This window comes from Streptomyces durmitorensis, assembly GCF_023498005.1.
In the GTDB taxonomy this organism is placed as follows: domain Bacteria; phylum Actinomycetota; class Actinomycetes; order Streptomycetales; family Streptomycetaceae; genus Streptomyces; species Streptomyces durmitorensis.
This window is the reverse complement of record NZ_CP097289.1, coordinates 1,671,038-1,685,429: the sequence shown is the minus strand read 5'-3', so window position 1 is coordinate 1,685,429 and position 14,392 is coordinate 1,671,038. Positions and strand designations below refer to the sequence as shown.

General features: G+C 70.0%; 11 protein-coding genes and 1 pseudogene. 9 read left to right on the top strand and 3 right to left on the bottom strand.

Annotated elements, in window-relative coordinates; translation table 11 throughout:
* Position 1: 1 nt before the first annotated feature.
* Positions 2-736, bottom strand: coding sequence for a MerR family transcriptional regulator (locus M4V62_RS07800; protein WP_249592735.1), 735 nt, complete (start codon positions 734-736; stop codon positions 2-4).
* 139 nt (positions 737-875) lie between these two features.
* Here M4V62_RS07800 and M4V62_RS07795 point away from each other — a divergent pair, with 139 nt between their 5' ends.
* The 4 genes from M4V62_RS07795 to M4V62_RS07780 all read left to right on the top strand — a co-directional run bounded on the left by M4V62_RS07795 (position 876) and on the right by M4V62_RS07780 (position 5,912).
* Positions 876-2,687 (top strand): AMP-dependent synthetase/ligase, encoded by a 1,812-nt coding sequence (locus tag M4V62_RS07795; RefSeq protein ID WP_249586495.1) that lies wholly within the window; start codon positions 876-878, stop codon positions 2,685-2,687.
* A 226-nt stretch (positions 2,688-2,913) separates the two neighbouring features.
* Entirely contained in the window at positions 2,914-4,371 is a 1,458-nt protein-coding gene (locus M4V62_RS07790; protein ID WP_249586494.1) for an amino acid permease, read from the top strand.
* A gap of 177 nt (positions 4,372-4,548) precedes the next feature.
* The gene (locus M4V62_RS07785; RefSeq protein ID WP_249586493.1) at positions 4,549-5,028 is read left to right on the top strand and encodes a F0F1 ATP synthase subunit B family protein; all 480 of its coding nucleotides are present in this window, start codon (positions 4,549-4,551) and stop codon (positions 5,026-5,028) included.
* Positions 5,029-5,108: 80 nt separating this feature from the next.
* Positions 5,109-5,912: an alpha/beta fold hydrolase gene (locus tag M4V62_RS07780; protein ID WP_249586492.1), complete on the top strand. Its 804-nt coding sequence runs from the start codon at positions 5,109-5,111 to the stop codon at positions 5,910-5,912.
* 5 nt (positions 5,913-5,917) lie between these two features.
* Here the strand turns inward: M4V62_RS07780 and M4V62_RS07775 are convergent.
* A pseudogene (locus M4V62_RS07775) lies at positions 5,918-6,169 on the bottom strand (acyl-CoA dehydrogenase family protein); the annotation flags it as partial.
* On the opposite strand from M4V62_RS07775, the gene M4V62_RS43710 reads away from it, so the two are divergent.
* Both M4V62_RS43710 and M4V62_RS07770 read left to right on the top strand, forming a co-directional pair.
* Positions 6,069-6,437, top strand: coding sequence for an oxygenase MpaB family protein (locus tag M4V62_RS43710; protein ID WP_347277030.1), 369 nt, complete (start codon positions 6,069-6,071; stop codon positions 6,435-6,437). The pseudogene M4V62_RS07775 and the gene M4V62_RS43710 sit on opposite strands and share 101 nt — an antisense overlap.
* A 208-nt stretch (positions 6,438-6,645) precedes the next feature.
* Complete coding sequence (locus M4V62_RS07770) at positions 6,646-7,536, top strand: oxygenase MpaB family protein (protein WP_249586491.1); 891 nt, start codon at positions 6,646-6,648, stop codon at positions 7,534-7,536.
* A gap of 90 nt (positions 7,537-7,626) precedes the next feature.
* Here the strand turns inward: M4V62_RS07770 and M4V62_RS07765 are convergent, their stop codons facing one another.
* Positions 7,627-9,129, bottom strand: a complete 1,503-nt coding sequence (locus M4V62_RS07765; protein WP_249586490.1) for a M1 family metallopeptidase — start codon at positions 9,127-9,129, stop codon at positions 7,627-7,629.
* A 194-nt stretch (positions 9,130-9,323) separates the two neighbouring features.
* Here M4V62_RS07765 and M4V62_RS07760 point away from each other — a divergent pair, with 194 nt between their 5' ends.
* The 3 genes from M4V62_RS07760 (at position 9,324) to M4V62_RS07750 (ending at position 14,387) form a co-directional block, all read left to right on the top strand.
* Positions 9,324-11,285, top strand: coding sequence for a Xaa-Pro dipeptidyl-peptidase (locus M4V62_RS07760; RefSeq protein ID WP_249586489.1), 1,962 nt, complete (start codon positions 9,324-9,326; stop codon positions 11,283-11,285).
* Positions 11,282-12,580, top strand: a complete 1,299-nt coding sequence (locus tag M4V62_RS07755; RefSeq protein WP_249586488.1) for a M14 family metallopeptidase — start codon at positions 11,282-11,284, stop codon at positions 12,578-12,580. The genes M4V62_RS07760 and M4V62_RS07755 overlap by 4 nt, the downstream gene beginning before the upstream one ends.
* A 133-nt stretch (positions 12,581-12,713) precedes the next feature.
* A complete protein-coding gene (locus tag M4V62_RS07750; RefSeq protein WP_249586487.1) occupies positions 12,714-14,387 on the top strand; it encodes a BCCT family transporter in 1,674 nt (557 codons plus the stop codon).
* Positions 14,388-14,392: the final 5 nt, after the last annotated feature.

The window sequence follows — 14,392 nt, the reverse complement described above, 5'->3', positions numbered from 1 at the left end:
CTCAGCTCTCCGTGAGCCACTCCCGCAGCTCTTCCTTCAAGGACCGCTGGAACGCCGTCACCAGGGCCTGCACCACCATCGGCTGCATATGGGCCGACAGGGACCGCATCGCCGCCACGTGCTCCGGGTCCGACTCCCGCTCGCGGTAAGGGCCCCACACCTCGTCGCGGAAGAGCCGGGACAGCTCGACGGCCGCCGAGCGGGTGTGCTCCATCAGGACCGTGCGCGCCGCCAGGATCGTCTCGTGCGCGATGGGTACGTCGAGCAGCTCCACCCCCAGGCGCAGCAGCCCCGGGTCGACGCGGTACGCCCCCGGGAGCTCCGTCGGCGCGACGACCCCCATCGCCGAGAGCCGGTCAAGATCCGCGTCGGTCAGCGAACGGCCCGCCCTGCGCTCCAGCTCCCCGCGGTCGGTGTCCTCGGCCGAGTCGGGGGCCCAGGAGGCCACCACCGCACGGTGGATGGCGAGGTCGTGGGCGCTCAGATCGGGCGGCAGCTGTTCCAGGTACCGCTCGATCGCCGCCAGCGTCATGCCCTGGTGCTGCAACTCCTCGATGAGACCGAGCCGGGACAGATGCTCCTGGCCGTAGTGACCGACCCGGCGCGGGCCGATCACGGGCGGCGGAAGCAGGCCCTTGGTGCTGTAGAAGCGGATGGTGCGGACGGTGACGCCCGCGCGTGCGGCCAGTTCGTCGACCGTGAGCGTCGGCTCGTCGGTGTCCGACGTCGTCGTCATCGTCATGGCAGCGCTTCGCCTCCCCAGTTGTGCACCGACAGTTGTGCACCGATCAGGTGCAACAGTATTGCTGTCTCACCACTGTTGTGAAAGCGTCCGGCCCAGTCACTTGCTTCGTCGATGACGCCAGGAGGCGGTCATGACCACGATCCTGCGACTCCCCGGGGAACCCGCCGACATCACGCTGCCGGCCCTGCTGCTCCGCAACGCCGAGGACCACGGCGACCGCCCCGCACTCTCCTGGCGTGCCACCCCCGAAGGGGAGTGGACGACGCTGACCTGGCGCGAGGCGCGCCGCAAGGTCGCCGTCCTGGCCGCCGGATACGCGGCGCTCGGCGTGCGGCGCGGCGAGCACGTCCTGATGATGATGGGCAACCGCCCCGAACACTGGCTGAGCGATCTCGCCCTCGTGCACCTCGGCGCGGTCCCCGTCACCGTGTACAACACATCGGCCCCCGAACAGATCGCGCACATCGCCCGGCACAGCCGCGCCCGCTTCGCGATCGTCGAGGGCGCCCACGAGCTGGCCCGGTGGGAGCCCCTCCTGACGGACGACACGGCTCCGCTGGAGCGCCTGGTGGTCGTCGAGGCGGCCGAGGCGGGCCAGCACCGCACGTACGGCTCCCTGTACGCCACGGGAGGCCGACTGTTCGACCCGGACGCCTTCGAGAAGGGCTGGCACGAGTCGCGGGCCGACGATCCGCTGACCGTCGTCTACACCTCGGGCACCACCGGCGACCCCAAGGGCGTCCGCATCACGCACCGCAACGTCGTCCTCAACGCTGTCGCCCTGGACGCCGTCGTCGAGCTGCCCGACTTCGTCGAGCACATCAGCTACCTCCCCTTCGCTCATGTCGCGGAGCGCATGCTCGGCATCTACCTGCCGGTGTTCCGCGTCTCGCACGTGCACCTGTGCGTGGATCCGAACGCCGTCGCCGCGACCGCGCGCGAGCTGCACCCCGCGCAGTTCTTCGGGGTCCCGCGCGTGTGGGAGAAGCTGGCCGCGTCCGTACGGGCCGCTCTCTCGGGGCTGCCCCAGGAGCAGCAGGAGTCGATCGAGAGGGCGAACGAGGCGGTACGCGCGCGCGTGGCGTACGTAGAACGCGGTGAGGAAGCCCCGGCCGACATCGAGACGGCGTACCGCGAGGCCAAGCAGAACGTCCTCGATCCGCTGCTCTCCCTGGCCGGGTTCGACCGCCTGGTGTGGACGGCGAGCGCGGCGGCGTCGATGCCGATGGACATCGTGCGCTTCTGGTCGGGCTTCGGCCTCGTGATCATGGACGCGTGGGGCCTGACGGAGACGACCGGGGTCGTCACCATCAACACCCCGGCAGGCTTCCGCCTCGGCTCGGTGGGCAAGCCCCTGGAGGGCCTGGAGATCCGCACCGACGCCGACGGCGAGATCCTGGTGCGCGGCGCGACCGTCTTCGACGGCTATCTGCTCCCCGACGGCGGTGTCGCGTCAGCCTGCGACGCGGACGGCTGGTTCCCCACCGGCGACGTCGGGCGCATCGACGAGGACGGCTACCTCTGGCTCACCGACCGCAAGAAGGAACTGATCGTGACCTCGACGGGCAAGAACGTCTCGCCCGCACTCGTCGAGAACACCCTCAAGGAGCACCCCCTCATAGGCCAGGCCCTCGTCCACGGCGACGGCCGCTCCTACCTGGTGGCGCTGCTCGTCCTGGACGCCGAGATGGCCCCCGCGTGGGCCGCGGCGCGCGGGATCACGGGTGACCTGATGGAGAGCGAGGCCGTGCGGGAAGAGGTCGCGCGGGCCGTCGAGGCGGCCAACGCGCGCCTCAACCGCACCGAGCAGATCAAGCGGTACCGGCTCCTGGGCGAGGAGTGGGGCCCCGAGACAGGGGAGCTGACACCGTCCCTGAAGCTGCGCCGCCGGGTCATCAGGGAGAAGTACGAGGACGCCATCAGCGCGCTCTACGCACCCTGACCCACGGGTCGTGCACCCGCTGATCCATACGCTGTACACCCGGCGATCAGTGGGTGTACACCCCCTGCCCACCATGTGAGAAGTGCCGCTATGTGACGTGCGCCACCGCATGCCGGGCGATCCCTGGGGGAAGGTGTCGCGTCGGTCCACGCACGTCAGGGGTGTCGTGGACCGGAGCACATCCGGACACCGGAGTTTTCCGGGCACCAGAGAGTAGACCCCCCACGTGAGCAAGGAAGCCGTAGACACGGCCGCTGCGGACGCATCCCGCACAGATGCGTCCCAAGCCCCCGCGGACGCGGGCGACGCCGGTTACAGCAAGGACCTCAAGGCCCGTCACGTCAACATGATCGCCATCGGTGGCGCGATCGGAACTGGACTCTTTCTCGGTGCGGGCGGCCGCCTGCACTCCGCGGGCCCCGCGCTCGCCGTCGCGTACCTCGTGTGCGGCATCTTCGCCTTCTTCGTCGTCCGCGCCCTCGGTGAGATGGTCATCTACCGTCCCTCGTCGGGTTCGTTCGTCAGTTACGCGCGTGAGTTCCTCGGCGAGAAGGGCGCCTACGTCGCCGGCTGGATGTACTTCGTCAACTGGTCGACCACCGGCATCGCCGACATCACGGCCATCGCGCTCTACACGCACTACTGGAGCTTCTTCACCGACATCCCCCAGTGGGTGCTCGCGCTGATCGCCCTCGCCGTCGTCCTCGTGATCAACCTGATCTCGGTGAAGTACTTCGGCGAGATGGAGTTCTGGTTCGCGATCGTCAAGGTCGCGGCCCTGATCGCCTTCATGCTGATCGGCATCTTCCTGCTGGTCACCCAGCACGACGTCGGCGGCCAGACGCCGGGCCTGAGCGTGATCACCGACAACGGCGGCTTCCTGCCGCACGGCATCATGCCGGTCGTGATCGTCATGCAGGGCGTCGTCTTCGCGTACGCCTCGCTGGAGCTGGTCGGCGTCGCGGCGGGCGAGACCGCCGACCCGCAGAAGGTCGTCCCGCGCGCGGTGAACTCCATCATGTGGCGCGTGGGCCTCTTCTACGTCGGCTCGGTCATCCTGCTCGCGCTGCTCCTGCCCGGGTCGGTGTACTCGGCCGACCAGAGCCCGTTCGTGACGGTCCTGTCCAAGATCGGCGTCCCGGCGGCCGGTGACGTGATGAACCTGGTGGTCCTCACGGCGGCGCTGTCGTCGCTCAACTCGGGCCTGTACTCCACGGGCCGCATCCTGCGCTCGATGGCGATGGCCGGTTCGGCGCCGAAGTTCACCGCCAGGATGAACAAGAGCCAGGTCCCCTACGGCGGCATCCTGCTCACCTCCGCGGTGTGCGTGCTCGGCGTCGGTCTGAACTTCCTCATGCCGAGCCAGGCCTTCGAGATCGTCCTGAACGTGGCGTCCCTCGGCATCATCAGCACCTGGGTGATCATCATGATCTGTCACCTGGCGTTCGTCCGGCGTGCCAAGGAGGGCCTGATCAGCAGGCCCAGCTTCCGGCTCCCCGGCAGCCCGGTCACGGAGATCGTCACGATCGCCTTCCTGCTGGCCGTGCTCGGCCTGATGTGGAAGGACCCCGAGATCGGCCGCAAGACGCTCTACCTCATCCCGATCATCGGGGCTGCGCTGGTCGCCGGCTGGTACGGGATCCGCCGCAGGGTGGACCGCGAGGCCGCGAGCCTCATGAAGTAGCCGAAGCAGTACTTGGAGCGACGGCCCGAAAACGGTGGCGTCACCCCGGAGACCACGTGTCGCCGGGGTGGCGCCACCGCTTCGTTCGGCACAAGCGTGGCAGGAACGTGGCGGGCATCACTCAACTGCCTTGCAGATGCGCGTTGTTGGGCACTGATGAGCGGGTAGGTCGACGGCATGCAGCTCATTCCCATGCCGCTGGGGCCGATCAACCCGGAAGTCGAGCACCTCGCCGTCGGAGCCGTGCTGTTCGGCTCCCTCTACCTCTTCATCAGGCGCATGATCCTGCGCGTCAACCGTGTGCTCGAAGTGCGCGCCACGATCCTCGAAGGGGTCACCGGGGGACCGGCGGCGGAACTGCGGCGCGAGGCCGAGCGCATAGCGGCCTACCGGGAGACGGTGCTGGCCGAGGCGCGTCACGAGGCCGCACTGGTGCGGCAGCGGGCCCGGGAGGAAGGCGCGGCCCTGATCGCCGCCGCCCGTGCGGACGGCGCCCGCGAACGCGACGAGGTGCTGACGGGCGGCAAGGCCGCGATCGAGGCCGAGCGTGCGGCGGCGGATGCCGAGCTGCGGGGCCATGTCTCGGAGCTCGCCTCCGGCCTCGCGAGCAGGATCGTGGGGGAGCCGGTCGCGGCGGGGACGGGTTTTGGCCGCTAGAGGGACGTATTCGGGTCCCACCGGGAGCCGTGCGACCCACCGGTCTGGCGCCCGGGGCGGCGTCGCGGCAGGCTCGCACCATGGAACTCATGGTGCCGGTCAAGGACGGCGAGCTCTGGGCGCACGACTCGGGAGAGCCGGGAGGCGCGAGCGGATCGGGCGCTGACGCGCCGCCGCTGGTGCTGCTGCACCCGGGGGTCGCGGACTCCCGCGTCTGGGACGGGATCCTGCCGCGCCTCGCCCAGGAGCGCCGGGTCATCCGCTACGACGCGCGGGGGTACGGCAGGTCTCCCGCCCCCACCGCGGCGTTCTCGCTCGTCGAGGACCTGACCGCGGTCCTCGACCACTTCGACGTCGCGCGGGCGCTCCTCGTCGGATCGAGCATGGGCGGCACCACGGCCATCGGCCTCGCGCTCGCCGACCCCGGCCGGGTGGCCGGGCTCGCCCTGCTGGTCCCCGGGATCACCGGCAACCCGGACTTCCTCATGGAGGAGTTCACGGCGGAGGTGGGCCGGCTCGCTCGGGCGGGCGACATGGACGGCATCGCGGCCCTGGTGAAGCGCACGTCGGCCGCCGCGGGGACCGGGGACGACGCCGAGGTGCAGTCGCTCATCGAGGCGGTGATCCCGTCCTGGTTCGCCGTCCACCCCCACCAGGTGCCCGACCCGCCCGCCTTCGGCCGGCTCGGCGAGCTCGACGTGCCGTGCGTCCTCGCCCTGGGGGAGCAGGACGACCCCGAGGTGGTCCGCTGCAACGAGGAGATGGCGGCACGCATCCCGGGCTGCCGCCTAGTGCGGTTGCGGGACAGCGACCACTTCCCGACCCTGCGCGAGCCGGACGCGGTCGTCGACATCATCCGGGAGGCGTACGCGGCCGCGCGCTAGGTGACGTCCGTCATGCCGCCGCCCGACCCGCTGGACTCCTCGGGCAGACACACACCCAGCCAGCCCAATTCGGCCGGCTTCGCATAGAGGTTCGCGTAGAGGGCGGGGGAGTGCGGGCCGCCGGACGCGGCGGTCAGGGCGTCGCGCTGCTCACGCGTGCCGCACTCGCGCTGCGCGAAATCGCGGATCGCCGCGGCGAAGTCGAGCTGCTCGGGCGACGAGCTGGCGCGCCCGCAGAAGCCGCCGGTGCGGTGGATCCCGTCCCTGCTCTGGCGGCCCTTCGCGGCGCTGTCGGCGCACTACGCGCTGCTCGTGAACGTGGGCACGCTGCCGCCGGTGCTCCGCGAGCGGCTCGGCCTGACCTGGCCCCCCCGGGGCAGGCCGCGTCGCACGGCTCGTACGGATCGCGGTGGCGCTGGTGCCGCGGCCCCTGCGGATCGCGGTGACCGCCGCCGGTGCGGTGGATCCCGTCCCTGCTCTGGCGGCCCTTCGCGGCGCTGTCGGCGCACTACGCGCTGCTCGTGAACGTGGGCACGCCGCCGCCGGTGCTCCGCGAGCGGCTCGGCCTGACCTGGCCCCCCCCGGGCAGGAGCGCGCACTGCGCCGCGTCGCACGGGTCGCGGTGGCGCTGGTGCCGCGGCCCCTGCGGATCGCGGTGACCATGGCCGTCGCATACTGGAACACACACAAACCGGGCACCGACCGGCGGGCCCGCCGACCCCTGGGAGCCGTGATGCCAAGCCGCAGCCAGGCTCCCGAGCCGCCGCCGCCCGGCGGGATCCTGTGGGACATCGCGGGCGACGTCCGCGCCCTGCTCGCCCTGCCCGCCGCCCTGACGATGCAGGTCGCGCACCCCGCGGTGGGCGCCGGCGTCGACACGTACTCCGTCTTCCGCACCGACCCGTGGGGGCGCGGCGAGCGGTCGCTGCGGTCGCTGCAGACCTGGGTGTACGGCGGCGAGAGCGCGGCCGAGGAGGGCCGCAGGCTGCGCGCCCTGCACCAGCACATCCGGGGCACGGACGCGCACGGCCGCGGCTATCACGCGCTGACGCCCGCCTACTACGCGTGGGTCCACGCCACCGGGTTCCCCGTCTACCACCACGCCCAGAAGTACCTGGGCCGCCCCTTCACCGAGGCGCAGGAGCGGCAGCTGTACGCGGAGTGGCTCCAGGTCGGCCGGATCCTCGGCATCCATGACCGGGACATGCCGCAGACGGTCGAGGAGTTCTGGCCGTACTACGCGAAGGTCCTGGCCGACGAGCTGGAGCAGACGGAGGTCGTCCGCGACCTGGTCGCCACGGACCGCCCGGTCCCGCCACCGGACCGCGGCCCCTACCTGCTCCGGGTGACCCTGCGCACCCTGTGGCCCCTGCTCCTGCCGCCCCTGGCCCGATTCCGCCGCTTCATCACGATCGGCCTGATGCCCCCGGACGCGAGGTCGGCCATAGGCCTGCCCTGGACGGACGTCCAGGAACGGAGGCTGCGCCGCTTCGGCAAGGTCGTGCGCACGGTGGTCCCACGCCTGCCGGAACGCCTCCGCTACCTGCCGCTGGCCCGCAAGGCTCGGGCGCACCGGAGAATCACCGGCTCCGCCGAGTTCGTCCTCAAACGCCGGACGGGCTGACTCCCCACCCACCCGCCCTACCCAGCAGGTCGCTGCCGGGAATTCGGGTGGGTGGGCGGGAAACATCCGCCGCGAAGCGGCGGCTCAGTATCAGTGACCGTGGTCGTGCACACCATTCGTCGCAGCGATGGACTTCCACGACTTCGGCGCGGCAGCCGAACCCGAAGCGGAGGACCGAGCAATCCCCGCCCCCCGCGCGGCAGGAGCGTCCGGCCGGGAGGGCTGGAACAACCAGGCGTCGAACAGCGACGCCAACGGCTTCCCGGACACCTTCTCCGCGTACTTCACGAAGTCACTCACCTTCGCGTTCCCATACGCATGCTCCTTCGGCCACCCCTTCAAGATCGCCGAGAAGGACTTCTCGCCGATCTCGTTCCGCAGCGCCTGCAGGGCCAGCGCCCCGCGGTCGTACACAGCGATGTCGAACTGGTTCTCCGGGCCCGGGTCGCCCGGCTTGACCTTCCAGAACGGGTCGTCGGCCGGGTGCTGGGCGTACACGTAGTCCGCGAGCTCCTGTGCCGTCCCCTCGCCCTCCTTCTCCGACCACAGCCACTGGCTGTACCGCGCGAAGCCCTCGTTGATCCAGATGTCCTTCCAGCCGTCGACGGACACGCTGTCGCCGTACCACTGGTGGGCCAGCTCGTGCACCACGACGGACACGTTGGACCCGTTCGCGAACTGCCTCGGGCTGTAGAACGGCCGGGTCTGCGTCTCCAGGGCGAAGCCGCTCGTCACGTTCGGGACGTACCCGCCGAGCGCGTTGAAGGGGTACTTGCCGAAGACCCCCTCCAGCCACTCCGCGACCTCCGTCGACCGCTCGATGCTCGCCCGCGCGGCCCCCGCGTTGTCGCCGAGGTCCTTGCTGTAGGCGTTCAGGACGGGCAGTCCGTCCGCGGTCTTGTCGGTCGTGATGTCGAACTTGCCGACGGCGAGCGTCGTCAGATAGCTGGCCTGCGGCTTGTTCGAGCGCCAGTTGAAGCGCGTCCAGCCGAGCTTCGAACTCTGCGACTGGAGCACGCCGTTGGAGATGGCCTGCGAGCCGTCCGGCACGGAGACCGAGACGTCGTACGTCGCCTTGTCGAGCGGGTGGTCGTTGGACGGGTACCACCAGGCGGCCGACTCCGGCTCCTGCGCCGCCACACCGCCGTCCGGCGTACGGGCCCACGCGGTGAAGCCGTTGATCTTCACCTCGGACGGCTTGCCCGCGTACCGCACGACGACGGTGATCGGCGTGCCCTTGGGCAGCCCGGCCGCCGGAGTGATCTCCAGCTCCTGCTCGCCGGACTTCTTGAAGGCCGCCTTCTTGCCGTTGACGCGCACCTCGCTGACCTTCAGGCCGAGGTCGAGGTTGAAGCGGGAGAGGGCCTGCGTCGTGGTGGCGTTGATGGTCGCCGTGCCTTCGAGCAGGTCGGTCTTCGGCTGGTACTTCAGCCGCAGGTCGTAGTGCGAGACGTCGTAGCCGCCGTTGCCGCTCGCCGGGTAATAGGGATCGCCGATTCCCGGCGCCCCGGGCGTGAAGTCAGCGGCCGATGCCGGGATCGCCAGCAGCAGAGAGGCCGCGAGCGCGCCAGGGGCGATGAGTCTGCGGTGCACAAGAGCTCCAAGTCGTAGGGGCACTTCGGTAGATGGCTCGACCATATTGAGCCCCGGGGCCACGCGTCATGTCCATGGTCGCTGCTGTCACACGATCGCCATTCGGCCGACATGTGCCAAAACGCCCCATGAGCCTGTCGTCCGCACGTACGGCCCTCTGTCGCGCGGGAGTTGACCGGTGTACCTTCCGCGCCATGCCGATACGTGCGCGACGCACACGCTTGATCATCAGACCACTGGTGACGGCGGCCCTTGCCGCCCTCCTGGCCACCCTCGTGACCCCGGGAGCAGCCCAGGGGGCGCCGAGCGCCCCACGTGAGAGCAAGCCCGTCTACTCGTACGAGAGCGCGATCCGCGAGTCCGTCTGGGTCGACACGAAGATCGACGGTGACGGCGACGGAAAGTCCGACCGCGTCGCCGTCGACATCGTCCGGCCCCGCGAACCGGGCAAGGAGGGCCGGAAGATACCCGTGATCATGGACGCAAGCCCGTACTACTCCTGCTGCGGGCGCGGCAACGAGAGCCAGAAGAAGACGTACGACGCGGACGGCAACCCCGTCCAGTTCCCGCTCTACTACGACAACTACTTCGTGCCCCGCGGCTATGGATTCGTCGCCGTCGACCTCGCGGGCACGAACCGCTCCGACGGCTGCGTGGACGTCGGCGGCCGCTCCGACGTCCAGTCCGCCAAGGCCGTCGTCGACTGGCTGAACGGCCGGGCCCGCGGCTACACCACCCGCACCGGTGGCAAGGGCACCAAGGCGTCCTGGACGAACGGCGCCACCGGCATGATCGGAAAGAGCTACGACGGCACCATCGCTAACGGCGTGGCCGCCACCGGCGTCAAGGGCCTGAAGACGATCGTCCCGATCGGTGCGATCTCCTCCTGGTACGACTACTACTTCGCCAAGGGCGCCCCGCTCTACGACAGCGGCCCCGAGTGGCTCTCGGACTACGTGGAGAGCCCCGAGGCGCGGGCCCGCTGCGGCGCCGTACAGCAACGGCTCGTGGACGGAGCGCCCCGCACGGGCGACTGGACCCGGGTGTGGAGCGAGCGCGACCACACCCCGGACGCGGACAAGGTGCGCGCCAGCGTCTTCGCCGTGCACGGCATGCAGGACCTGAACGTCCGGATGAAGCACTTCGGCCAGTGGTGGGACGCGCTCGCCGACGAGGGCGTCGACCGCAAGGTGTGGCTGAGCCAGACCGGCCACGTCGACCCGTTCGACTTCCGCCGCGGTGACTGGGTGCGCACCCTGCACCGCTGGTTCGACCACGAGCTCCTCGGCTACGACAACGGCATCGACCGCGAGCCGATGGCCGACATCGAGCGCGCCCCCGGGCAGTGGAGCACCGATCGCGTCTGGCCCCCGCGCACCACGGACACGGTGAAGCTGCGCCCCGGCAAGGGCACTTCACCCGGCGTCGGCACCCTGGGTACGCGCCCCGGCACCGGCAGCGAGACCTTCACCGACGACCCGAAGCTGAGCGAGACCGACTGGGCCGCGCAGATCGACACCTCCACCCCCTCGAAGGCCGGGTTCATCAGCAAGCCCCTGGGTCGTGACCTGCGCCTCTCCGGATCCTCCGAGGTGACCGTCACCGCGACCCCGACGACCCGCACCGCCCACCTCTCCGCGGTCCTCGTCGACCTCGGCCCCGCCACCATCCGTGACTACGCGAGCGCGGGCGAGGGCATCACCACGCTCCCCGAACGCACCTGCTGGGGTCCGAGCACCGCCGGCGACAGCTCCTGCTTCAAGGAGACGAAGGCCAAGACCGCCGACGTCGACTACACCGTCTTCAGCCGCGGCTGGGCCGACCTCGGCAACTGGGCCGACGACCACCAGGGCCGCCCCCTCACGCCGGGCAAGCCGCACACCATCACCCTCGACCTCGCCGCGAGCGACCACGTCGTACCGAAGGGGCACCGCCTCGCGCTGATCGTCGCGGGCACGGACAAGGACCTGATCGATCCCCCCGCCGACACCCCGACCCTCGCCATCGACCTGTCCCGCACATCGGCGAAGGTCCCGCTGGTCGGCGGCGCCGGCGCGTTCCGCACCTCCGAGACCGCCGTCCCCCGCGAATCCCGTCTCGACGGCGTGGCCCCGCCGCGTCCGTTCCGCCCCGTACCGGGAGGCAGCACCTCATGAGACCCCGCACCGGCCTCACACCCCGAGTCCGCACCCTGGCGCTCGCCTGCACCGCCGCCGCGCTCGCCGCACCGCTCCTGACCGTGCCCGCGCAGGCGACGCCGACCCCGCCCCGCACGGGATTCGAGGAGACCAACGGCGCACGCTGGACCAGTCAGCCCGAGGAGCAGAAGTTCCTCGCCGCGATCGACAAGTCGACCGACCGGGTCTCGGTCGCCCGCATCGGCACCACCAAGCAGGACCGGCCCCTCCAGCTGGTCCGCATCGGTGAACGCCCCACGAAGAACACCGTGTTGCTGATCTGCAGCCAGCACGGCGACGAGCCGTCGGGCCGCGACGCGTGTCTGTCGACGATCCGCGACCTGGCGTACGCGAAGGACAAGGAGACCCGGAAGTTCCTCTCGCGCACCACGCTCCTCGTCGTCTCCACCGCCAACCCGGACGGCCGCGCGGCCGACACGCGCGGCAACTCCGACGGCGTCGACATCAACCGCGACCACATCTCGCTGCAGACAGCGGAGGCGCGCGCCATGGCCGCCGTCATCCGCGACCGGCAGCCGGACTCCATCTACGACCTGCACGAGTACGGGGCCACCCCCAAGTACTACGAGAAGGACCTGTTCGACCTGTGGCCGCGCAACCTCAACACCGACGAGGCGGTGCACGGCGAGGCGAAGACCCTCTCGGAGGCGTATGTCAGGCCCGCCGCCAACAAGTCCGGATACACGACGGGAACGTACGGAATCTGGACCGATCCCGTGACCGGTGACCCGATCAAGCAGACCGCGGGCGACGGCCAGGAGCGCATCCTGCGCAACGTCTCCGGCATCAAGCACGCCGCGGGCCTGCTCATCGAGAGCCGCGTCGACCCGCTCACCGACGCGGAGAAGAAGGACGAGGCGCTGAACAACCGGCGCCGCGTGGAGTCCCAACTCTCCGCACTCGGCGGCCTGTTCGCCTACGCCGACGAGCGGCGCGGCCAACTGGAGGCGGCCACCGGCGCGGCCCGCCTCGAAGGCTTCCGCGACCGCGGGCCCATCTATCTCGGCGGCGCGGACAACGACCCCGCCGAGCCGTCCGAAGTGATCCAGGATCCGCCCTGCGGCTACCGGCTCGACGCGGCCCAGTACGGCGACATCAAGGATGAACTCGCCCTGCACGGAGTGAAGATCAAGAAGGAGGGAAAGGGCGCCTACGTACCGATGAGGCAATCCGCTCGTTCGCTCGTACCGTTGCTTCTCGACGAGCGCGCTCCCTATCACCTGGTCACAGGTTCGCCCGACACCGACTGTTGAGTGGTTGATAGGTGCGTCACATGTGGTACTGGGTAGCGGACCACAGAGTTTGTACCAATGCGAAACCGTGAGAGGTGTGCTTGTGACGCAAGACCAACAGAAAGCGGGCGACGGGGGAGGGGACGGACACCTCATGCATGCCGCGCATGGCGGCAGCCATCCCCAGACCGACCGCATCGTCTTCGGTGTGACCGCCGTGCTCACCCTGGCCTTCGTGGTCTGGGGCGCCGTCGCCACGGACTCGCTGGAGAGCACTTCCACGAAGATGCTCAACGGCCTGATCCACAACGGCGGCTGGGCCTTCATGCTGGCGGCGAGCGGATTCGTGGTCTTCGCGCTCTGGCTCGCCATCAGCCGATACGGGAAGATCACCCTGGGTGAGGAGGGCGAGGAGCCGGAGTTCCGCACCATCTCCTGGGTCGCGATGATGTTCAGCGCCGGTATGGGCATCGGTCTGATGTTCTACGGCGTGAGCGAACCGCTCGCCCACTTCACCACGCCCCCGCCGGGCACCGATCCCGCCGACTCGGCGGCGAAGATGGAAACGGCGATGGCCACGACCCTCTTCCACTGGACGCTCCACCCCTGGGCGATCTACGCCGTCGTGGGTCTCGCCATCGCGTACAGCACCTTCCGGCGCAAGCGCAGGCAGACCATCAGCGCCGTCTTCACGCCGCTCATCGGCGAGAAGCGCGCGAACGGCGCCTGGGGCAGGGTCATCGACATCATCGCCATCTTCGCGACGCTGTTCGGCTCCGCGGCGTCCCTTGGCCTCGGCGCCCTGCAGATCGGCAGTGGCTTCGAGGTCCTCGACTGGATGGACAACGCGAGCACGGGCCTGCTCGTCGCCATCATCGCCGTGCTCACGGTGGCCTTCGTGGCCTCCGCCATCTCCGGCGTGGAGAAGGGCGTGCAGTGGCTCTCGAACATCAACATGGTGCTCGCGCTGCTGCTCGTCGTGTTCGTCTTCATCGCGGGCCCGACCGTCATCGTCCTCGACCTGCTGCCGACCTCGCTGGGTGCCTACCTCGGCGATCTGCCCCAGCTGGTCGGACGCACCGAGGCGTCCAGCGGCAAGGGCGTGTCGGACTGGCTGGGCAGCTGGACCGTCTTCTACTGGGCCTGGTGGATCTCCTGGACGCCCTTCGTGGGCATGTTCATCGCACGGATCAGCCGGGGACGCACGATCCGGCAGTTCGTCGGCGGCGTCATCCTGGTGCCCAGCACCGTCAGCCTCATCTGGTTCGCCGTCTTCGGCGGATCGGCGATGAAGGTGAAGGAGAGCGGTGGTCTCAGCGGCGAGTCGACCCCCGAGGGCCAGCTCTTCGGTCTGCTGCACGAGTATCCGATCGCCACGGTGACCAGCCTCCTCGTGATGATCCTGGTGGGCATCTTCTTCGTCTCGGGTGCCGACGCGGCGTCGATCGTCATGGGCACGCTCTCGCAGAAGGGCGCGCTCGAACCGGGCAAGCTCGTGGTCGTGTTCTGGGGTGTCGTGACCGGAGCCGTGGCGGCGATCATGCTGCTCATCGGCGACGGGTCGGGCAATGCCCTCACGGGCCTGCAGAATCTGACGATTCTGGTCGCCGCTCCCTTCACCCTGGTGATGATCGGGATGTGTGTGGCCATGATGCGCGACCTGCGCCACGACCCGCTGATCGTCCGGGGCGAGCACGGCACGGACGCCGTCGAGAAGGCCGTGATCGCGGGCCACGAGCAGTACGACGGCGACTTCGAGCTCCGCATCGGCCCGAGCGACACCAGCGACAACGGCGACGAGGAGGCGAGCCCCGCCAAGTCGTCCTGAGTCCG